This is a genomic window from Bacillus sp. FSL R9-9492, assembly GCF_038007365.1.
Taxonomy (GTDB): domain Bacteria; phylum Bacillota; class Bacilli; order Bacillales; family Bacillaceae_G; genus Bacillus_A; species Bacillus_A mycoides.
Genome location: NZ_JBBOXC010000001.1, coordinates 611,632 through 634,493, shown reverse-complemented (window position 1 = coordinate 634,493; position 22,862 = coordinate 611,632). Strand labels below are relative to the sequence as shown.

The 22,862-nt window shown below is 34.4% G+C and carries 20 protein-coding genes and 1 pseudogene; 7 read left to right on the top strand and 14 right to left on the bottom strand.

Going from position 1 to position 22,862, the window contains the following annotated elements; all coding sequences use genetic code 11:
* The first annotated feature begins 8 nt into the window (after positions 1–8).
* Together fdhD and MKY70_RS03140 are read left to right on the top strand one after the other, a co-directional pair.
* Positions 9–815, top strand: coding sequence for a formate dehydrogenase accessory sulfurtransferase FdhD (gene fdhD / locus MKY70_RS03145; protein ID WP_002125147.1), 807 nt, complete (start codon positions 9–11; stop codon positions 813–815).
* Between the two features lie 502 nt (positions 816–1,317).
* Positions 1,318–1,824 carry a GNAT family N-acetyltransferase gene (locus tag MKY70_RS03140; RefSeq protein ID WP_002010444.1) on the top strand — a complete coding sequence of 169 codons (507 nt, stop codon included), beginning with the start codon at positions 1,318–1,320 and terminating at the stop codon, positions 1,822–1,824.
* 362 nt (positions 1,825–2,186) lie between these two features.
* Here the strand turns inward: MKY70_RS03140 and MKY70_RS03135 are convergent, their stop codons facing one another.
* On the bottom strand, positions 2,187–2,309 hold the full coding sequence (locus tag MKY70_RS03135) for a hypothetical protein (protein ID WP_002125145.1): 123 nt from the start codon (positions 2,307–2,309) through the stop codon (positions 2,187–2,189).
* A gap of 329 nt (positions 2,310–2,638) precedes the next feature.
* Here MKY70_RS03135 and MKY70_RS03130 point away from each other — a divergent pair, with 329 nt between their 5' ends.
* From MKY70_RS03130 to MKY70_RS03120, 3 genes are all read left to right on the top strand, one after another.
* On the top strand, positions 2,639–3,310 hold the full coding sequence (locus tag MKY70_RS03130; RefSeq protein WP_002010439.1) for a response regulator transcription factor: 672 nt from the start codon (positions 2,639–2,641) through the stop codon (positions 3,308–3,310).
* A gap of 77 nt (positions 3,311–3,387) precedes the next feature.
* On the top strand, positions 3,388–4,851 hold the full coding sequence (locus tag MKY70_RS03125) for a sensor histidine kinase (protein ID WP_113734783.1): 1,464 nt from the start codon (positions 3,388–3,390) through the stop codon (positions 4,849–4,851).
* Positions 4,852–4,997: 146 nt separating this feature from the next.
* Positions 4,998–5,510: a GNAT family N-acetyltransferase gene (locus tag MKY70_RS03120; RefSeq protein WP_002029700.1), complete on the top strand. Its 513-nt coding sequence runs from the start codon at positions 4,998–5,000 to the stop codon at positions 5,508–5,510.
* Between the two features lie 34 nt (positions 5,511–5,544).
* On the opposite strand, the gene pdxR is transcribed toward MKY70_RS03120, so the two are convergent.
* On the bottom strand, positions 5,545–6,945 hold the full coding sequence (gene pdxR / locus MKY70_RS03115; RefSeq protein ID WP_341023099.1) for a MocR-like pyridoxine biosynthesis transcription factor PdxR: 1,401 nt from the start codon (positions 6,943–6,945) through the stop codon (positions 5,545–5,547).
* 120 nt (positions 6,946–7,065) lie between these two features.
* Here pdxR and MKY70_RS03110 point away from each other — a divergent pair, with 120 nt between their 5' ends.
* Both MKY70_RS03110 and MKY70_RS03105 read left to right on the top strand, forming a co-directional pair.
* The gene (locus MKY70_RS03110) at positions 7,066–7,992 is read left to right on the top strand and encodes a DMT family transporter (protein WP_113734785.1); all 927 of its coding nucleotides are present in this window, start codon (positions 7,066–7,068) and stop codon (positions 7,990–7,992) included.
* A 180-nt stretch (positions 7,993–8,172) separates the two neighbouring features.
* Positions 8,173–8,697 (top strand): DUF4871 domain-containing protein, encoded by a 525-nt coding sequence (locus tag MKY70_RS03105; protein ID WP_002029695.1) that lies wholly within the window; start codon positions 8,173–8,175, stop codon positions 8,695–8,697.
* Positions 8,698–8,990: 293 nt separating this feature from the next.
* Here MKY70_RS03105 and MKY70_RS03100 read toward each other — a convergent pair whose 3' ends face one another.
* The 12 genes and pseudogenes from MKY70_RS03100 to MKY70_RS03050 all read right to left on the bottom strand — a co-directional run bounded on the left by MKY70_RS03100 (position 8,991) and on the right by MKY70_RS03050 (position 22,845).
* Positions 8,991–10,193, bottom strand: coding sequence for an NAD(P)-dependent malic enzyme (locus MKY70_RS03100; RefSeq protein WP_341023095.1), 1,203 nt, complete (start codon positions 10,191–10,193; stop codon positions 8,991–8,993).
* A gap of 59 nt (positions 10,194–10,252) precedes the next feature.
* The gene (locus tag MKY70_RS03095) at positions 10,253–11,599 is read right to left on the bottom strand and encodes a 2-hydroxycarboxylate transporter family protein (protein ID WP_341023092.1); all 1,347 of its coding nucleotides are present in this window, start codon (positions 11,597–11,599) and stop codon (positions 10,253–10,255) included.
* A gap of 122 nt (positions 11,600–11,721) precedes the next feature.
* Entirely contained in the window at positions 11,722–12,429 is a 708-nt protein-coding gene (locus tag MKY70_RS03090) for a response regulator (protein ID WP_002188244.1), read from the bottom strand.
* Entirely contained in the window at positions 12,426–14,030 is a 1,605-nt protein-coding gene (locus tag MKY70_RS03085; protein ID WP_002188243.1) for a sensor histidine kinase, read from the bottom strand. The genes MKY70_RS03090 and MKY70_RS03085 overlap by 4 nt, the downstream gene beginning before the upstream one ends.
* Before the next feature lie 78 nt (positions 14,031–14,108).
* Complete coding sequence (locus MKY70_RS30750; RefSeq protein ID WP_434476221.1) at positions 14,109–14,927, bottom strand: methyl-accepting chemotaxis protein; 819 nt, start codon at positions 14,925–14,927, stop codon at positions 14,109–14,111.
* A gap of 120 nt (positions 14,928–15,047) precedes the next feature.
* Positions 15,048–15,950, bottom strand: a pseudogene (locus tag MKY70_RS30745) (HAMP domain-containing protein); the annotation flags it as partial.
* A gap of 434 nt (positions 15,951–16,384) precedes the next feature.
* The gene (locus MKY70_RS03075) at positions 16,385–17,113 is read right to left on the bottom strand and encodes a C39 family peptidase (protein WP_341023089.1); all 729 of its coding nucleotides are present in this window, start codon (positions 17,111–17,113) and stop codon (positions 16,385–16,387) included.
* A gap of 43 nt (positions 17,114–17,156) precedes the next feature.
* The gene (locus MKY70_RS03070; RefSeq protein WP_088032418.1) at positions 17,157–17,978 is read right to left on the bottom strand and encodes a transporter; all 822 of its coding nucleotides are present in this window, start codon (positions 17,976–17,978) and stop codon (positions 17,157–17,159) included.
* Positions 17,979–18,210: 232 nt separating this feature from the next.
* Entirely contained in the window at positions 18,211–19,449 is a 1,239-nt protein-coding gene (locus tag MKY70_RS03065; protein WP_033708775.1) for a sensor histidine kinase, read from the bottom strand.
* 11 nt (positions 19,450–19,460) lie between these two features.
* Positions 19,461–20,132, bottom strand: a complete 672-nt coding sequence (locus tag MKY70_RS03060) for a response regulator transcription factor (protein ID WP_002091066.1) — start codon at positions 20,130–20,132, stop codon at positions 19,461–19,463.
* A 212-nt stretch (positions 20,133–20,344) separates the two neighbouring features.
* Entirely contained in the window at positions 20,345–21,049 is a 705-nt protein-coding gene (locus MKY70_RS03055) for a metallophosphoesterase family protein (RefSeq protein ID WP_002029682.1), read from the bottom strand.
* A 419-nt stretch (positions 21,050–21,468) separates the two neighbouring features.
* Positions 21,469–22,845, bottom strand: a complete 1,377-nt coding sequence (locus tag MKY70_RS03050) for an ABC transporter substrate-binding protein (RefSeq protein WP_002029681.1) — start codon at positions 22,843–22,845, stop codon at positions 21,469–21,471.
* Positions 22,846–22,862: the final 17 nt, after the last annotated feature.

The following is a 22,862-nucleotide window of genomic DNA, read 5'->3' as shown; positions in this document are numbered from 1 at the left end:
AATTTAATATGGGGCCTATTCAAGAAACATATACAATTGTACGTTATCAATCTGGTACATTTTCAAAACAAACCGATGAGGTTGTTACGGAATCCCCTATTACAATTAAATTAAATAGCGAAGAATACGTAACAGTTGTATGCACTCCTAATTACATTGAAGATATGGTAACCGGTTTTTTAATTTCTGAAGGAATTATTTCTTCTTATAAAGATATTGAAGAATTATGGATCCAAAAAGAAAACGGAATTGTCCATGTAAAATCATCAAAAATTAATCCGCTCTATCAAACTTTATATAATAAACGGTACGTAACTTCTTGTTGCGGGAAAAGTAGACAAGGTTTTGTTTTCGTCAACGATGCAGCAAAAGCAAAAAAGTTACATGATATACATATAACTATTACTCCGGAAGAATGTTTTCACCTAATGACTTCCTTACAACAATCTTCAACTACATTTCGCCAAACGGGTGGTGTGCATAATACCGCTTTATGTGATCGAAATAACATTCTTTTATCAAGAATGGATATCGGAAGACATAATGCGCTAGATAAAATATACGGTCATTGTTTACGAAACAATATCTCTGTTCAAGGGAAAATCATTGCGTTTAGCGGACGCATCTCATCTGAAATTTTGTTAAAGGTTTCAAAAATAGGTTGCGAAATTGTTCTATCTAAATCAGCTCCAACTAAACTAGCTCTGCAACTCGCCCACGATTTAGGTATTACCGTAGTAGGATTTATTCGAAATGGATCTTGCAATATTTATACACATCCAGAACGAATCGATGGCTACAAAATAAACGATTGAATACGTAAAAGAAAGTGAAAATTTAATCAGTGGAGGGTTTTTCCCTCCTCACTAATTATTAGCCCAACCAATCGGGCTTTTACGGGCAATCCGACTCCCACGAATAGTTGGATAAAAATGACTCCTTTACAAAGCGGGAATTTTAGTTATAAAAATGTAACATATTAAAACCTTGAATAGTTAATAAAGTTAATATATAATTTCATTACATAAAGTGAAACTATAATCAGTATGGGGGTGTTCATCCCCCACTGATTATTAGCCTTCACCAATCGGGCTTTTACGGGCAGCAGGGCTCCCACCTAACTTCTTTGCTCCAGCCGAATTTTGAGGTAGGAGTTTTACTGCCCACAAATAGCGGGATAAATAAAATGAAAACATAGTAGCATAATCTTTTCATTCTTTTACAAATTAAGAAAGAATAGTCACAGAATACATTTAACTAAACTTAATCTTACAAAGTTAATGAATTAAATTTGAATCAATCTAGGAGGTTACAACTATGGAAATTCGCTTATTAACAACAGAGGATGCAGAAATTTATTTGAAAGTGTGTATGGAAGGTTTAATGAAAAACCCTGAGGCTTTTAGCTCTTCTTATGAAGATGTTCTTAAACAGGAAAACCCTGTCGCTGCTATGGCAAAGCGATTAAGCAATCCGGATAAGTATACTCTAGGTGTCTTCAAAGATAATGATTTAATCGGTATTGCTACTCTAGAAACAAAGCCATTTATTAAGCAAGAGCATAAGGCAAAAATCGGCTCGGTTTTTGTTTCTCCAAAAGCGCGTGGCCTCGGTGCAGGACGAGCTTTAATTAAAGCGATTATTGAAAATGCCGATAAATTACATGTAGAACAGCTTATGCTTGATGTTGTCGCTGATAACACTGCTGCAAAAAAATTATATGAGTCCCTCGGCTTCCAAACTTACGGTGTACAAGAACGGTCCTTAAAACATAATGGCCAATATTGGGACGAAGAGCATATGGTTTTATTCTTAAATAATTAACATTTTAATATAATTTTTCAAAAGCATCTTCTTATTAATTAAGATGCTTTTTTCATTACAACAATGTAATCTTCATGTCACCTTTATCGATCGTTCCAATCCTTTCCATTCGTTATACTAAAAATATAAAGTGAAACTTCACTCAGCGAGGAGGATCCGTCTCCCGCTAATTATTAAATGAACGTATAGCATGCAATTGATATGTAGAGGAGAATGTAACATGAAACAAAACAAACAAGCTATCTTTTTAATATTTGCTACAGCAATTGTAACTTCTGGATTAGCAATTTTACCTTGGTTTATTATATAGAATACATAAAAAAAGCTTATTGCTTCTTAAGAAGCAATAAGCTTTTTTTCTATTATAAAATCCCGAAAAATTTATTTACACAACTTATCATAATAAGCATAGATACCGCAACACACATTACAACCGCATTACGATCTTGCTTTTCTTTTTGTAAATGCTCTACTTTTTTACTCATGTGTACAATCCCCTTTTAAAAAAAGTGTGAGATAGGAAATTTTTCTTATCCGATGCGAGGTGAATACGAAAACCCTCTCTATCTCACATACACAATAGAATGGAATTGTCATTTTATAAATAAAATGACATGACGTTATGTCGCAACATAGGGTATTTGTGTCGCTACGTTTTCTATTATAAAAAATAGTTGTGCAAAACTAGTGCATTTTTTATGTCAATTGCCCTGATTGAAAAAATCAGCCATCCATTCAATCACATAAAAAGAGTTTTTTATTATTTTCATGTAAACTATACAAGTAGAATGAATAGTTTGGGGTGCACAAGATTATGGTGAAAATTTTATTAGTAGACGATGAAGAACGTATGTTACGATTGTTAGATCTGTTCTTAAGCCCTCGTGGCTATTTTTGTATGAAAGCTACTTCTGGCCTTGAAGCGCTAGAATTAATCGAACAAAAGGACTTCGATATTATTTTATTAGATGTTATGATGCCGAATATGGATGGGTGGGATACTTGCTATCAAATCCGTCAAATTTCCAACGTTCCAATTATTATGCTAACAGCTCGCAACCAAAATTATGATATGGTCAAAGGTCTGACTATGGGAGCAGATGACTACATTACAAAACCATTCGATGAGCATGTATTAGTCGCGCGAATCGAGGCTATATTACGCCGTACGAAGAAAGATGGCTTTGTTAGCTTCAATGGTATTGAGTGGGATAAAACGAAACATACTGTTACAGTTTATGGTGAAAGAATCTCACTGACTCCTATTGAATTCTCGTTACTTGGACTCTTTTTACAAAATACAAACCGTGCTTACAGCCGTGATGATTTAATTGAAAAAATTTGGGGATATCAAACAGACATCGAATACAGAACTATCGATTCACATATTCGTAATATCCGTGATAAATTACGCAAAAAAGAATTTCCAGTTGAAGATTACTTAGAAACCGTCTATAAAGTCGGATATAAATGGAAAAGTGAATAATTACTTTAATCAGTGGGGATGGATAAAACCCCACTGATTAAAGTTTCACTCTATATGAAATAAGGTATGGTGAGAAAATGAGCAAACTTTCCCTTAAAGTTGGGACATACTTTTTAATATTAGCTTTATGTATTGAAACAATTGCCTTCGTATCTTTTTATAAGAACCTTTCAAACATACGTATTGAAGAGGAAACCCTTGCTCTTTTAGAGAAAGGAAATCGCTATAGTAAAATGATTAAAAACCGCGCGAAGTGGGGTGCATATTCTAAAGAAAAGCAACTCACAGAAAGCGCTGAACACAGTAAACGGCCTAAACGTGCTGTGTACCCCGAGTTTGATATCAACACTGAGGCTGAACACTTAGTTGAATCAGAATTAATTGCTAACTCTGATATAGCTATCATTATAACAGACAATAACGGCAAAATTATTTCTACCTCAGAACCCGTAACGAAAGAAATGCAAAAACAACTTACTTGTAAAACTGAGACTATCCCAGAAGGTGGATTAATCGTTGAAAAAAACTGGAAAAAATCAAAATTCATCTCAACAGTAAGCCCGCTGGAAATTCAAGGATTTCAAGGTAAGTTATATATGTTATTAAAGACATCTTTCTTAGAAAATATGTTACTTAAACTCATGAATCAATTTCTTATCATTAGTGTTTTGACAATTATTTTAACTACTATTTCTGTCTTTGTTTTTTCTCGTGTTATTACAGAACCGCTTATAAAAATGAAGCGGGCGACAGAAAAAATGTCAAAATTAAATAAGCCGATTCAATTAGGAATTAAACGAAATGATGAACTTGGAAGCTTAGCAAAAACGATTGAAGATTTATCTAGTGAACTTACGTATATGAAAAAAGAACGAAACGAATTTCTCGCTAGTGTAGCGCATGAATTACTAACTCCATTAACCTATATGAAAGGTTATGCAAAGGTAGCAAAAAGAGATTCTCTAACGAAAGAAGAACGTGAAGAATACTTACAAATCATTGAAGACGAAACGGATAGTGTAACCGATCTCGTACAAGATTTATTTATGCTTGTACAATTAGAGCAACACCAGTTTGTTATAAAAAAACAAAAAGTAATTCTTAAACCATTTTTAGAACGAATGGTTGAAAAAACAAAAACAACATTAACAAACAAACAAATGCAACTCCATGTACATTGCAAAGATGATTTAGAAGTTTGCATAGACGAAAGACGTATGGAACAAGTTATGTTAAATTTATTACACAATGCTTATCAACATTCACCAGAAAACACTTCTATAATAATACGTGTACTAACCAGTGCAAATACTTTTACAATAAGTGTACAAGATGAAGGTGAAGGTATTCCAAAAGAAGATATCCCACATGTTTTTGATCGCTTTTACCGTGTCGATAAATCCAGAACACGAGCTACAGGTGGAAAAGGTATCGGACTGGCTGTTGCAAAAGAAATTGTAGAACTTCATAATGGTTCTATTGAAGTTAAAAGCGAATTAGAAGTCGGAACAGAATTTATAATTGAATTACCATTTGTATAATATATGCGTGAAATCACCAGTAGTAGTCAACACTACTGGTGCTATTTTATTTATAAAACCAACTATTATAAGCTAAGCTTTTGAAATTATTCTTATTTCAATATAAAATATAGGTATAACTGTCAAAGATTTGGAGGGTGATACAATTGGATATCCATGTATTAACAAAAGACGAAGCAGAAATTTACTTAGAACTTCGAGTAGAAGGATTAAAACAAAATCCGGAAGCTTTCAGCTCTTCTTATGAAGATATTATTAATAAAGAGTGTGCTATTGAATATAAAGCCCAAAAATTAGCACAAGATGAGAACTATACACTAGGTGCATTTAAAGATGGCACTTTAATCGGAGTTGCAACACTGGAAACGAAACCATATGTAAAACAAGAACATAAAGCAAAAATCGGTTCAGTATACGTGTCTCCAAAAGCACGCGGACTTGGAGCGGGAAAAGCACTTATTAAAGAATGTCTTGAGCTTGCTAAATCTTTAGAAGTAGAGCAAGTTATGCTTGATGTTGTTGTCGGAAACGATGGTGCAAAAAAACTTTATGAGTCATTAGGCTTTAAAACATTTGGCGTGCAAGAACGTTCATTAAAATATAACGGACAATATTGGGATGAAGAGCATATGGTTCTTTTCCTAGATGAAGAAAAGTAATAAAAAAACATCCTCCATTTATGAGGATGTTTTTTTACTTTCTTGTAAACCATGCTGTATATAATAATTGAATGGCCTCTTCAATTTCTTCCTCTAATAAAGTCGCAAATCCAAGCAATACTGTACTTTTGGGAGAAGTCCCTTCCTTATAATATATCGAAGCAGGATACACTTTAATACTCCTTTCAGCTGCAGCTTCCATTAATTCTTTCTCTTCCATCCCATTATGCACTTTTAATAAAATATGTAGGCCGGAATCTTCCCCTATTACTTCAATGCGATTAGAAAAATATTTTTCTAATACCGAAACAAGACGGTCTCTCTTCTTTCGGTACACAACACGCATTTTATGAATATGTTTTTCCCAATGCCCGTCATTTAAAAATTTCCTAATGATCTCTTGATCCATTCTTGAAACGCTTTGTGTGTAAAATAAATATTGTTGTTGATACTTTTTAATCAATTTCTTTGGTAACACCATATAGCTCATCCGTAATGATGGCAACAATGCTTTAGATAGCGTCCCCATATAAATAACTTTCCCGTCTGTATCTAACCCTTGCAGCGCTGGAATAGGCTTTCCTGAATAACGGAATTCACTATCATAATCATCTTCAATAATATATCTTCCTTCATCTTTTTTTGACCATTGTAAGAGCTGCATCCTTCTCGTAATCGGCATAATCATCCCATATGGAAACTGATGAGAAGGTGTAACAAACACAATATTAGCTGAACTATTTTCTAACTCTGAAATACAAATACCATCTTTATCTAAAGATAACATTTGAACATTTTGTTCACCCTGCTCGAAAACAACCATCTTTCGGTGGTAGCCTGGATTTTCAACTGCATAACCACTTCCTTTTAACAATTGAAATAACAACTTCACTAATATTTGCGTACCAGCTCCGATTACAATTTGACTAGCCGAACATCGCACACCTCTTGATTCATATATATAGCTCGCTATTTCTTCACGCAAGCTCACTTCACCTTGTGGATGTCCAAGAAAAAGTAATTCTTTATTCTCTAATTGCCATACCTCGTTCGTAATTTTTCGATATACATGAAACGGAAAAGTGCTAGTATCCACACCCGTTTGAGTGAAGTCAAATTTATACACCTGCTCTTGAAAAGGTACTTCCCCTATTACCTCTTCGCTACCTTCCGCATGAATCATTTGCTCGATTTCACACACAAAATAACCTTTTCTAGAAATCGACTCAATATATCCTTCGGCAAGAAGTTGCTCATAAGCTGCCTCTACTGTATTTTTACTTACTTGTAAATATGTTGCTAGCTTCCTCTTAGCCGGTAATTTCGTAAAAGATAGAATCGTTCCATCTTTAATTTCTTTTTTTATATACTCATACAATTGTACATACAATGCCGTCTTACTATTTGCATTCAAATTAGGCGTTAATTCTAACACAATAACTGACCCCTTTCAAAAACACATAACTGATACTTTTTACAGTACCAGAAGTTCTATATAATTTCTTTTATCATGTAACGCATTAATAATCAAATACTAGAGAGGAGATGCATGATAATGAACAAAAGTAGACGTATTGGACTCATTATGATTATTACAGGAGCCACATTATGGGGATTATCTGGACCGATGATTCAATGGCTATTTCAACATACGAATGTATCATCACTTGATTTTTTAACAATTCGCTTGTTGCTTGCAGGAATATTTATTTTGTCTTTCTTACTAATAAAGAAACAAAACATATTTCAAATTTGGAAACACCCTAGACATTCTATACAGCTTATTATTTTCTCTATTCTTGGCATGCTTGGTGCGCAGTACGCTTTTATCGAAACAGTTCATATTAGTAATGCGGTCACAGCAACACTCTTTCAATTTCTAGGCCCTGTTCTTATTACAATGTATGTTGCATTTGAGCAAAGAAAATTCCCTGCTTCTATGCAAATACTCGCAATTATAACTGCGCTAACAGGAACATACTTTATTATTACAAATGGCTCAATCGAAAATATTGTTTTATCTAAAGCAGCTATTACTTTCGGCCTATTAACAGCGATTGGTTTTGCGTTTTATACCCTTCATCCGGCTTCCCTTATTAAAGAATGCGGAACAACTATAGTAATTGGCTGGGGGATGTTAATTGGAGGGATTGCACTGCTTATTTGTAATCGTTCTTTTGGGTGGAATCAGATTTCGCAAACTTTCACACTTCAAACTTTTTCTATGCTTATTCTTATCATTATAAGTGGCACTCTTTCTTTCCTTCTTTATATCGGGAGTCTTAAATATTTAGCAGCAACAGAAACAAGTATTTTATCTAGCATTGAACCACTTGTAGCTGCCATCGTTTCAATCGCTTGGCTTAATGAATCTTTTGGAGCATATCAATTATTAGGCGGAGTATGTATCGTCCTTTCTGTTATTTTCTTAACAATGCCTCAAAAAGAGAGAGAACCAACCTTTTCAACTGAACAAATATAAAGTGAAACTTTAATCAGTGGGGGGTTCCACCCCCACTGATTATTAGCCCTCAACAATTGGAATAGAAAATGTCAAAAGAGGTCGTACAAAACTTACGACCTCTTTTTATGATTTAAAGGAATTGTCTCGTCTTCTAGCAAATACAATTACACTAACAATAAAATTTAGGAGTGTGGCACCATGAAAAAAATCGGAACTATGCTACTTTTCTCCTTCCTCATTACTGGCTGCGCGCAATCGCAACCCGATTCAACAGCACCTAAAAAAGAAGTAATAGAAACGTCATCCTCTCAAATTAACGCACCTTCCTTTTTTCACCTTAGTGTCTTAAAAGATGTAAATTGGGAAGAAGCACCATCATTCGTAGAAGGAAAAATACCGTTAAAAGGCATTGAAAGAAAAATTGCAATGGCTGATAGCTCTATTATCGCAAATGAGCAAAATGAAATAATGTGGTTCTTCCTGGATCCTGAAATGCCAACTGGAAAACTATCTATTATCGCGTTAAAACAAGGAACTACAACTCCAACACCAGTACTCTTTCAAAAAGAAACCTCCAAACAAACTTGGACTACTTCAAATACAGTCGATACAACCGTAAAGGAACTCCCTCTCGTAATGTCACTACCTTCATCTGGATTATGGGTATTAAACATATATGTGAATGAAAGATATTATGATCAATTTGTAATCAATGCCGAATAAAGTGACAAAACTGAAACACTTCCTTACAACAATGTAATTTCTACGTCACGTACTTCGATAGGTGGATTATCTCTCTTCTCTTATACTTAAAGTAAGAAATGACGCGAGGAGAGATGAGAGATGAAAAAAATGATAGAAGTGATCGTAGCAGTAACTGAGGTTTTAATAAATGGTAAACAAGTTGCAATGGAGTTAAATAAATAATGAACGGGGCTTGAATAAATTTACACTTCTTCATTATTTTGATTTCTTATCTCAAAAAAAGCAGTGCCTTTTTAAGGCGCTGCTTTTGACTATTTATAACTTGGCATTTTCGTAATCTGTGCCACACCTGAATCAATGGCTGCTTTCGCTACTACTTCTGCAACACTTGGAACAACTCTTTTATCTAATGGATTTGGAATTACATAATTCGCATTACGCTCTTCGTCCGTAATTATGTTAGCGATCCCATATGCTGCTGCTAATTTCATCTCTTCTGTAATATCAGTCGCGCGTACGTCTAATGCACCACGGAATATACCAGGGAACGCTAATACATTATTTACTTGATTTGAATAATCAGAACGACCAGTTCCAACTACAGCAGCTCCAGCTTCTAATGCATCTTCTGGGAATATTTCTGGAATTGGATTCGCCATTGCAAACACAATCGCTTTCTCATTCATCGTCTGTACAAGTTCTTTCGTTAATACGTTAGGAGCAGATACGCCAATGAAAATATCAGCCTGATGAATCGCTTCTTTTAATGTTCCACGTACATATTCGCGATTTGTCTTCTTTGAAACTTCGATTTGTGCTTCGTTCATCCATGTTTCACCTTCACAAACAATACCTTCTAAGCTAACTAACGTAATATGTTTTGCGCCAGCTTTTAATAATAATTTCCCAATTGCAATTCCTGCCGAACCCGCACCGTTAATAACAATTTTTACATCATTCATTTGTTTACTTACAACTTTTAGTGCATTAATAACAGCTGCTAAAACGACAATAGCCGTCCCATGCTGATCATCATGAAATACAGGAATATTCGTTTCTTCTTTTAATCGTCTTTCAATTTCAAAGCAACGTGGTGCTGCAATATCCTCTAAATTAATTCCTGCAAATGTAGGCTCTAAATTTTTAACAAGGGTAACGATTTCATCCACATCAGTCGTCCCTAAACATAACGGGAAAGCATCTACATTCGCAAACTTTTTAAATAAAATACTTTTCCCTTCCATAACAGGCATAGCCGCTTTCGGTCCAATATTCCCTAAACCAAGTACTGCTGTTCCATCTGAAACAACTGCAACCATATTCCCTCTTGCTGTATAGTCATACGCTGTTTCTTCATCTGCCGCAATTGCTTTGCAAGACTCTGCTACCCCCGGTGTATAAGTCAAACTTAAATCGTCCGCTGTATTCACTTCTACTTTACTTGTAATTTCAATTTTCCCTACTAATTCTTTATGCAATAACAATGATCTTTCATTAATTTGTTTTTCTAACATACTTATAATCTCCCCTTAATTTGACAAGCTAGCTATATGAATATAGCTAGCTTGTTTGATCATGAAAACATTTTTAATAAAATTGTCGCTGTTACGACCATTGCAGCCCCACCTAAACGCGTTGAAATTTGTGCGAACGGCATTAATTCCATACGATTTGAAGCTGATAAAATAGCAACATCTCCAGTTCCACCTAAACCACTATGACATCCAGTTACAATCGCTGATTCAACTGGATACATTTTCATCACTTTCCCTACAAGAAAACCTGACGCTACCATTGTAAGAACAACCGATGCGCACACAACAACATATCCTACCGAAAGAACTGCTGCTACGTCTTTTAACGGAATATATAGCAATCCTAAACCGACCATTAATGGCCATGTTAAATTCTTTGAAATGAATTTATATAAATGGAATGCTCCTTGCTCCATTTTTGCTGGCATTAGATTAAAGTACTTCACAATTGCCGCTGAAAAAATCATAATGATTGCTCCTGGAATACCGATAAACTTAGAAGCGAATCCTCCGAAAATAAAGAATGTACATGCAATCAATAATCCTGCTCCCATTAATGAGAAATCAATTGGTTTTTCTGTATTTTGCTCCTTTAATAAATCTGCTTGATTGTCTGTTTTTACTAATACACCATTACCACTAAGCTCAGGTCTCTTCTCACCTAAACGCTTCATATACCCTGCACTCACGATTGCAAACATATTCCCAATAATAGCTGCCGGAATAAGCTGTGATACAAACGTTGCTGATGATTCATTTATAATATCACTATAAGCTAGCGACAATGGTAAAATCCCTTCTCCGATACCACCACTCACAATTGGTACGATGATAAAGAAAAATGTCTGCTTCATTTCAAATCCAAATAGTGAACCGACTAATAAGCCCACTGCTACAGAAGCTAACGTTCCTACTACTAAAGGAATAAACATACGAACGAACCCCTGCACTAACACTTTACGGTTCATTCCCAAAATACTTCCAACTACTAAACAAGAAATATATAAATATAAAAAGTTCGATTTTTTCATTAACATAGTCGCAGCTTCCATTGAAGCTGGATTCATCCAGTTAAAAAATACAAGTAACGATGGAATAAATAATGAGAGAATTGCTGGACCACCGATATTTTTTAATATTGGAATTCTCATTCCAATATCACCTAAGAAAATACCCATGATCATAATAACTGCAAAACCACCAATCATATCTGCTGGTAATTTATTATATACAGATGCTCCATAAATAATAGCAGCCAATACTACATATAACGGTAAAGGTATAACACCGATTTTAACGTTCATAATTTTAGAAGCGAAAGATTCACTTTTCAATTCATTGCCTTCAGAAAATGATACCGCTTCCACATTTTTTTGAATTCCCATATGGCACCCCCTTGTTTTCTTAATAACAATATTAAAACGCTTTCAATAGTAAAAATAGTTTTTGTAAGTTTTGTAATTGGTTTTGTAATTAAAAAAAGTATAAGCGACTTATAATAAGCCGCTTATACGTAAAAGTCTATTTTATTCCGGTCAATACACCTTAATTTACTCACCGGTCTTCCCACATTTTGATACACCATTTCATTCTCCAATACTCCGATTTCAGTCAAAAACATTACATACTTTCGAATAGAAACTCTCGAAACCCCTACTAATTGCGCCATTTCATCAGTTGTAAATGCTTGTCCATTAAGTGATTCGATTTTCTTCCAAATTAATTGCAATGTTTGCTTCGTTAATCCCTTTGGAAGTTCTTTATTAACAAAAGATTCTCTTTTTTCTTTTTGCAAAATTAATGAATCTAATTCCGATTGACTAATTTTTTGTTGTTCTTTCATAAAAGTAAGTTTTTCTCGATATACAGTTAATGCCTCTTTAAATCGTTCAAATGTAAATGGTTTAATTAAATAATCTACTACGCCATATTGTAATGCCTTTTTAATACTCACCATATCATGTACAGCTGAAATCATCATAATATCAATTTCTTTTTCTTGATTCCGAATATACATTAACAGCTCAAATCCAGTCTCTTCAGGCATAAAAATATCAAGTAATACTAAATCTACTCGTGATTTCTCTAATACTTCTATCGCCTCTTTTACTGATTTAGCTGCATGAACAAGTTCAAATCCTCCCACTTGCTCTAAATAATGCGTATTTAACATCGCAACCATCGGATCATCTTCTACAATTAAAACTTTAATCATATTTGCTTCTCATCCCTACCTTTAGGTATTTCAATTGTTATCGTTGTTCCCTCTCCTAATAAGGAGGAAATGTGAATCTCCCCATTTATTCGCTGTATACTTTCTTTTACAAGATACAAACCATAACCGCGATTATCCCCTTTTGTGGAATAACCTTTTGTAAATAATGCATCCACTGCGTCTTCTTCTATACCTTTCCCCGTATCTTGTACTGTAATAGTTAATGCATTCTGATATTGTATCCCAACTTCAACTTGTTTCTTTTTGCAATGTATCACTGCCTCTAATGCATTATCTATTAAGTTCCCTACAATCGTAATAAGTTCATGAGTAATACTTTCATCATATATTTCCGGCAAGTAAGAATCTTCACTTATAATTAACTTTATATTTTTCTCCCTAGCATAGCTAAGTTTACCTAGTAAAAAACCAGCAAATACTGGACTTTTTATTCTTTTCATAACCCCACCAATTTCATATTGATGCTCTGATACCATACTACTTACATATTTCTGCAATTCTTCATACTGTTTCATATGTGTTAGCCCTAATACGACATGCATTTTATTCATAAATTCATGAGATTGTGCCCGTAACGCTTCCGCATATAGCCTAATACCAGTTAGTTCCTCTGCTAATTTTCTAATTTCTGTTTTATCACGAAATGTTGCGATCGCGCCAACTATTTCTCCTTTTACATATAAAGGAACACGATTTGTGACAATCGTAATTCCGTAAATATTTTGTTCTTCGTTTAATTGTACCTCGCCTGTTTGCAACACTTCTTTTATACGTGAATTTGGCATATACAATTCAACATCTTTACCAATAAAGTCTTCTTCAAGTCCACTTTTCTTAAATAATCGTTTTGCCTCATTATTTATTAAAGTTACATTCGCCTCTTTATCTACAGCAATAATACCTTCTTTCACCGAAAGCAACATCGTATTTCTTTCTTCAAGAATTTTTGCTATCCTATGCGGCTCAAGACCAAATAAACTTTTCTTTATATGTCTAGCTAGCAATATTGCTCCTATAATCCCAACTAATACTCCAACTCCGACACCAATATAAATAATATGTCTACTTTGCTTAACTCTTTCTTTTACATTATCTGCTGAAATACCGACAGCTACTGCTCCAAGCTGTTCACCTGTTTCAGAAAATATTGGTACAAACACTCGCATTGAAATACCTAAAGTTCCTTCTGCTAGCGATACATGTTCCTTCCCTTTCAATGCAGGTCCTTCATCTCCCCCAATAAAATGATGACCTATTTTTTGAGGATTTGGATGAGATTTTCTTATTCCATCCATATCCATAACTACAATAAATTGAACACCTGTATTTTTTAATATTCTATTTGTATACGTTTGGATTGCTGAAGTATCTGCTTTCCCAATCAAACCATTGATTACAACTGAATCATTCGCCACAATGTGTGCAATTGTTTTCGCTTTCTCTGCTTGGCTTTCCTCCGTTGTCCGTTCTACATTATGACTAATTAATATATCTGTCACAAGTAAAGAAAAAATTACAACTGTACAAACTAACAATGTAATCGTTTTCCATAAATTCCATAGTCTTTTTCTTTTTTTCATCCCGTTAATGACTCCCCTAATTACTGAATAGAAAAATAAGTAAGGTGATATTATTTTCACCTTACTTATTTGCTGTTATTATACTTTAAATTTACTAGTCATTGCTTGTAGTTCTTCGGCCATCTCAGCTAAGTTTTGCGAAGCCGAACTAATTTCTTCCATCGAATTTACTTGTTCTTCTGTTGAAGCTGCAACACTTTGCATACTAGCTGTATTTTCTTCTGCAGCCGCTGCAATTTCATCAATAGCGTTTGTCACTTCATTTGCATCTCCAGCGATTCTCTTCGTTGTTTCTACCATTTGATTAACTTGAGAAACAATATGAGTAGTAGAACTTAAAATTTCTGTAAAACTTACTTTCGTTTTTGTTACAACATCTAAGCCTTGTTGAACTTCCCCACTCACATTATCCATTGCCTTAACAGTATGTTCAATATCAGCCTTAATTTCTGCAATTAAATTTGCAATCTCTCCAGATGATTCTCCTGATTGCTCTGCTAATTTTCTAACTTCATCAGCTACAATAGCAAATCCTCTTCCCTGCTCACCTGCTCTTGCCGCCTCAATAGCCGCATTTAAAGCTAATAAGTTCGTTTGAGTAGCAATATTTTGAATTGCTTCAGAAATAGCTCCTACCTGCTTTGATTTCTCATCAAGAAGTTTAATAATAGCATCTGACTCGGATACCGATTTAGAAATAGACTGCATTTGTTTTGCTGTTTGTTCAACCAATTCTTCCCCTTCTTCAGCTCTTTCTCTCGCATGTAATGAGGAGATAGAAATTGATTCCGCGCTTCCAGTTACATCTTGAATTGCTGTATTTACCTGTTGTAATGTAGCCGCACCTTCTTCAACACCTTGACTTTGTGATTCAGCCCCACCTGATACTTGTTCCATTGCAATTGTAATTTGATCTGTCGCATCATTTGCTTGCTGTACGCTCGCTGTTAACTCTTCAGCCGATGCAGCGACATGTTCTGCTGAAAAACTAATTTGAGTAATCACATCTTGTAAAGAGGCAGACATTTCATTAAATGAATTCCCTAATTTCCCTATATCATCCTTGGAATGGATTGTAATTTTCTCTGTCAAATCTCCCTTACTAATTTTATGTGCCGAGTCAGCTATTTTTCTTAATGGTCTTGTAATAGACTTTGTAATGAAATAAATTAGTACACTACCAAATACTATAGCGATAGCAATGACAATCAAAGTCTTATAAAACACTGGATTCGCAGCTTGGGTAATTTCTTCGTCGAACATAACTCCAACTACTTTCCATCCTGTTTTCTCATTTGTTTCAAAGATTAAATTCTTTTTATCACCTTGTTCTGTATAAGACACATTTCCTTGTTTTTCTTCATAAATTGGTTTAATCCACGGATCAGTAACTTTTGCACCTGGTTTTCTAGACGGATGACTAACAATTTGCTTATTTTGATCTAAAATAACTGTATAACCTTTTTCACCAATGTTAATCATTTTGGAAATTTTTAAGATGTTATCTAAATTTAAGTTAATTCCTATAACACCTTTACCATCTTTTACTTCTTTAGCAATTGTCACTACCATATTTTTAGTAGATGCTGATTGATATGGTGCAGTAACAATTACTTTCCCTTTATTTTCATGTGCTTCTTTATACCAAGATCTATCTGTTGGATTATACCCATCAGCCATTTGGATAAATGGTTCTCTTATAAACTTTCCCGCCTGTGTTCCAATATAAATACCTTCTACTTCTGGATGAAGTTTTATATATTGCGCTAACCTCGTTCTTACTATTTCTTCTTGTCCGTTTGGATATGTATCCTCTGTTAAGATGTCTGCAAAGTACGTCGCATCAACAAATTTCTCTTCTATATTTTGAGAAATAACAGTATTTAAAACTGAAATATTCTCCTTTGCTTTATCGGTCATTTGATGTTCAAAATTTGTTTTGGCAGTTTGATATGAAACACCACCGATAATAAGTCCTGGTATAGTTAAAATAATAAAAAATGAAATGATTAATTTTTTCTTGATACTCATACTTTTAACCCAGTTAAATATATTTTGCATAATAAGCCTCCTTTATGTAATAGAACACTTGTGTAATTTTATACAATCAACATGTATAAAACAATATATAATGATAACATGTAATTTTTTCGTCAATTATGCATTTTTACATATCCACTTCTCCTAAACATTTTAATCCTAAAAAACAAGAGAACTTTAGCATATATAATAAGCTAAAGTTCTCTTGTTTTTTAACAGCTTCTCTTCAAAAAAATCTGCAAAACTTCTCTTACAATTCCTTAAATCTTTATCCTTCACCTTATAGTTATATAGTTCATGCTCTTCTTCCTAATTTATTTGGAGTTATTTACATAGCTAATTGCCTGACTCCCCATCTGCACCCATGCCTGTTCAAATTTTCCTCTTGGCACTTTTACATCTAAGCTATCATCGAGGGGATCTCGAATATATACAGATTCCTTATCGTACCCAACAAGTACAACACAATGTTCATTATACGTAATAGAAACATCCCCACTATTTGTTTCCCATGTAGTAAATTCATCTTCATCTAAAGGAGCATATGTTGCATTCGTAATCATGACTACCGGGTGCCCTGCTTTTACACTCTTATAAATTTCTTCTATACTCTTCCCTGTTAAGTCCACAGCTTTATTCGGTAAATATTTTTTTGCTAATTGAAAAAGTGGTCCGTGATATACACCGTATCCGGATTCAGAAAAGGTATAAATATTCCCTACAAATCCTTCATTCGGATTCCCACGTACACCATCTTCCATAAAATTAACTTTTTTTATTTCATTTGCTAATTTCATCTTATCTACAGAAACACCCGCATATTGTAACATCATCGCTAAACTTGTTACTTCGCAACCTCTATCTAACTCTGGTAATTGCTGAATTAAAGGCACATTTGATAACATGACTTTTTCATCGTTATTACTAAACTCTATTCGTTTTTGACTTTGTATACTTGAGAATAGTAATCCCTTTACTTTCTCCACATACGCTGTAATCTCATTTGTATATGCACCCCATATTCCTATACATAGTACGGACATACATATATACCACTTCCATTTTCGTATCACTCTCACGTCCTTTTTAATTCGTTAAATACGAATAAAATTCATCAGCATCTGTTTGAACCATAGGAACAAACTTAAGCTCTTTTCCCTTTTCAGGTTGTTCAAGATTTATCTTCTCCGCTAAATCTTGAATCTTCAAATTCGCTCTATCCATACCAAGCTCATCTGCTATTTCTATTACCTTTTGCTCATTTATTTCTCTTAATACTTGATATATATCTTTGCCATATAAATCAATATGATATTTTTTTGCTTCTTCCTGTACTTTTTGTTCGTACACTTCTTGTGCTAACTCTTCCATCTCTTTTCCTTGTTGAGCAATACCTAGCTTTTCTGCTTCTTCTCTAACTTTCGTTCCGTAGATTTCTTCCTCAATCTCTTCTATTTCTTTTCCTTCAGTTGAAACACCAAGCTTTTCTGCTTCATTATTAATTTTAATCTTATTAATTTGATCAATTAAACTTACAATCGACGTATTCTCTATAGATATTCCTAGTTTCAACGCTTCTTTCCTCACTTTTGTTTCATAAATTTCTTCTGAAAGAATTCCAACATCTTTCCCTTCTGCCGAGATACCTAATTGATTAGCTTCTCTTCCTACTTCCGTCTCATGAATTTCTTTTTCTAACGTAATTTGTTCTTTCCCATCCGTTTCAATGCCTAACTTTTCCGCTTTTTCTTCCGTATGCATTGCATGTATTTTCCCATCATTTAATTGTTCTTTACTACGCTGCGTGTAATCTGTCTTTCCTTTTGTCATTCCAGAAGGGGAGGCACCCCCTAATATACTTAAACTCATTACTCCAATAGTGAATACCGTCATCATTTTCTTTTTCAAGACTTCTTCCTCCCTCTCACGCTTTCTTTTTCCAGCTTTCCCATAATTTTTTTTATACTATACATAAACTTCATCTCTGTTAGAAATAACCTTATGATTTATCCAGTTCATTCAAAAAAACCTTACATCTTTTCTTTCCATCACAAGTTTCCATTATGTAATACATGCTACAAGTTATTCCTTAACTTTCCCTTAAAAAGACGACCTTGTAAAAACAAGGTCGTCTTCTCACTTATAATCTTTGATTTTTTGGGAAAATCACTTCAAAACAAGTTCCTTCTCCCCATTTGCTCTCTACCGATATTTTTCCATAATGCTTTTCTACAATCCAATTAGCGATTGAAAGACCTAACCCAGCTCCTTCTGACATACTTCTTGCTTTGTCTCCTTGATAAAAACGATCAAATAAATTTGGAATATCTTCTTCTTTAACTCCTATCCCATTATCTTTCACCCGTATACAAATTGAATTACTCGTTTGTGTGCAATCAATTTGAATATGCCCATCTTCATTCGTATACTTCATCGCATTATCTAACAATATGACCATCATTTGATGGATTCTCTCTCTATCACCCATAAACGTTATATCACGTTCTACTTTTAATATCATCGCTTTTTCTTGATAAGAGGCAATTTCTTTATATGGATTTATAATTTCTTCTAACAACTTATCCAGTTCAAATGTTTTCTTATCCATCTCAATTTGATTAGAATCCGAACGTGCTAACAACAATAAATTGCTAACGAGTTTCGATAGCCGCCTACATTCTTTTGAAATTGTAGAGATATCCACGGCTTTTTCTTCTATCGTAGCGGATGGGGACTGGAATAATACATCCGTTTTTGATTGAATAACTGCAAGCGGTGTTCTTAATTCATGTGATGCATCGGAAACGAATTGCTGCTGTTTCTCCCATGAATTTTGAATAGGTATGAGTGCCCTGCCAGCTAGGAAAAAACCGATACCTATTGCACATAGACTTCCTATGCTACAACCTATTATGAGAATTAAAAATAAAGTATTTAGCATTTCTTCTTCAGCTGTTGTATCACGTACAATTTGAACTATTTTTCCATCTTCTTGAAACGCAAACGTTCTAAAATATCGTCCTTGCACTTCAATATCTTGCAAATCCCCTACCTTTTTTGGAGAAAACTTTTCCAAATCCCCTTCAAAGTTAGAGCGAAATTTATGGTTATCGCCTTCTATCTCCACTATTTTTCCATTCCAAGTTATTATAGTTATCCGTGGGTCTCGAATTTTGATATTCTCTATACGTTTTCTTGGTGGTGGCATTTTAACATCAAATTTTTCTCTATACTGAGTTATCATTTTTATAGATTGATCCACTTCATTATAAGTACGCTTGTATGTGTACGAATAAATAATACTACCTAATACACCTATTAATAGGATAAATACTAACGAATTCAATATAGTTAGACGAATACGTGTCTTTTGAAACATGCTTCCCTTTCTCATTGTTCTTTTAATATATATCCAATACCACGAACGGTTTGAATATCTTTCTGATAACCGAATGGTTCTAATTTTTTACGTAAATGATGTACATACACTTCTACAATTGCTACTGTCGTATCAGAATCAAATCCCCAAACACGATCAAAAATTTGTTCACGCATTAAAATCTTCCCGCTATTTTGAATGAGATACTCTAGTAGCTCGTATTGTTTTAATGTCAGCTTAATACCTTGTCCATCTACTTGAATGTCTTTATCTTTTCCGAACAATTCAATCCCTTTATAGCGAATGGTCTGCTGTGTTGTTAAACTACCACTTCTGCGTAGTAATGCACGAATTCTCGCTTTTAATTCAGGGGCCTGAAACGGTTTAACAATATAATCATCTCCACCAAAGTCCAATCCTTTCACTCGATCTTCTAAAGAATCTCTTGCTGTCAAAAACAGGACTGGCGTTTCAATCTTTTCATCACGTATTTTTTGAATCACTTCAAATCCGTCCATTTCTGGCATCATCACATCAAGCAAAATTGCATCATAAATGTTTTGCAGCGCCAAAAACAAGCCGTCTTCCCCATTCATTGCCGTATCCACTTCAAATTCATCACGTAAAATTTGTACGATAGACTCTAATAACGAGGCGTTATCTTCTACTACAAGTAAGCGCATATTCTCACCTTCCACAATCTATTTCAACTCTCTTTATTATTGCATCTCTTCTCTTCATAACGAAATAATGTAATCATATTATGTAATTTCATTTTCAACTATTTCCTTCTAAAGTTTTGCTCGATATAAAATTTTGAACCTTTATTATAAAGGCTCTTTCTTAAATTTTGCTTAATAAAAAATTGAAAGAAATAAGATTACCCTTATCTCTTTCAATTTTTTACTACATACACCTTTTTACTCGGCAATTCTAAACAATTTAACTGACCACCATAAACCGCACCGCCATCAATTCCAATAATACGATTACTACCAAAATACACTCCGCAATTCTCACTACCATGAAGCGTTTTTGTTTCCGTATGGCCAAATACAACAACCTTTTCGCCGCTATATCCATTATGAAATTCATTACGGATCCACATTAACGTATATGGTTCAGATTCAGAAACTCGGTTCATCGGCTCAACACCAGCATGTACAAAGATATACTCTTCTGTTTCAATGTAATGATCTAATTCTTGAATAAACGTTACATGTTCCTCTAATATATGAGATTGTAAAATCGGTTTTTGGAAGTTTTCCTCATTAACCGCAATGTCTTCTTCTACAAATCCATAGCTATATAACGTTTTATCTCCACCATTCCTTTTTACCCAATGGTTCCATGAACGTTCCTCATCAGTCGTTAACGCCTTGATCATCATATCTTCATGATTGCCCTTTAGAACGAGGGCTCCCGCTTCTTTTAACTCTTTTACCTTTTCAATTACTGCACGCGCATTTGGACCACGATCTACATAATCCCCTAATAAAATCAATTGATCCTGTCTTGCATCGTATTGAGCTTCTTCCAATAACTGTTCGAACTTTTCTATTTCTCCATGAATATCACTAATAACAAGTATTCTCTTCATTTCTTCCCCTTCTTTCTAAACCATTCTCTTTCTAATTATAGATTAAAACGACAGAAATTTCTGAATCACAATCCGAAATAGCATTTATTACAAATAAAACTATTATCCTTACAACAATGTAAGTCTCTTGTCATCCAATTCGATGGTTGCAATTACTGCATTTCCTTATACTAAAAGTAAGAAATGAAACAAAAAACAAGGAGAGATGAGATATGAAAAAAGTGATGGAAGTTGTAGTAGCGGTGGCAGAGGTTTTTGTAAATGGGAAACAAGTTGCAATGGAGTTAAACAAATAATGAAAAAGACAAAATTCATTCTAGACCCTTTACTCATATAAACGAGATAAGACTTCATCATTTCTTTGATCCCTTATCTCCCAATAAAGAAAGCCGCATCCTGAAAAAGGATGCGGCTTTCTCTTATTTTTGACTCGTACGAGCTGAAATACTAATTGCTCTATCTGTTGCTTTTGCAGCTTCATCTAAAGCTTCTTTACTATTCTTTCCGTCATACATTGCTTCTAATGCTTTTACAACTGCATCTCTTGATTCTGGGAATACACTAATTAATGCCCCTTGAGTTGCTGGAGATTGCTTCGTTGCTTGTAATTGCTCTACCGTTACTTTTAACTGCGGATACTTTTCATACTGCTCTTTTACTAACGGCTCATTATATGCATCTGGATTAATTGAGAAATATCCTGTTGCAGTATGCCATTTTGCTTGTACATCTGGCTTCGTTAAATATTTCATAAAGTCCCAAGCACCTTGCTGCGTTTCTTCTGAAACCATATTCGTCATCCATAATGATGCACCACCAATAACAACACCATTTTGTTTCGAATCTTCTGGATACGGAATATACGAAACGCCTACATTAAACTTAGATGCATCAATTAAATCACGAACACCAGCTGAAGAATCTAAATACATAGCCACTTGTCCAGACTGGAACGCAGCACGAATATCATCCCAACTTGCTCCATACTTTCCAAGTGCACCAGCTTTATTTAATTCATCTAACATCCCAAATACTTTTTGACCTTCTTTTCCGTTAAATACCGCTTTCTTTGCAGCATCTTTACGGCCGTTTTCGTTGTCTACATATAAAGCACCTTGTGTCGCTAACAACTCTTCAAAGAACCAACCATAATTCAGCATTGAAAATCCATACTGCTTTACATTTCCGCCTTCTTTAATCGTTAACTTTTTCGCCGCTTCTTTTAACTCATCATATGTTTGCGGAGCTTTCTCTGGATCTAATCCAGCCTTCGCGAAAGCATCCTTATTATAAATTAATACTGGTGTAGATGAATTAAACGGCATAGAATACATTTTTTCATCAACTGAATAATAGTTCGTAATTGCTTTTTCTAATTTTGATGTATCGTACTTATCTTTTTTAATCCAGCTATCGATAGGCGTAATCTTTTTGCTATCAATCATATACTTCGTTGTAATTTCACTCGATTGAACAAGAGCTGGCGCTTCTTTCGTTGCAGACATCGTTTTAAATTTCGTTAAAGACTCTTCGTATGTTCCTTGGAACTCTGCCTTTATCTCGTATTTATTCTGCGACTTATTATAGTCTGCAACAAGCCCATCTAGTACACCTTGTGTTTTTCCACCCATTGCATGCCAGAAACGAATTACAGTTTTATCACCATTCTTTTCAACTGGAGCTACTTTTGCCTGTGCTTCAGGTTTCCCCTCTGTTTTACTATTTGAACAAGCTGCGCCGGTTAATGCCATTGTGGCTGCCATTAAAAGAGCAGCACTTTTTTTCAATAAACTCATCTCAATCCCACCTTTTC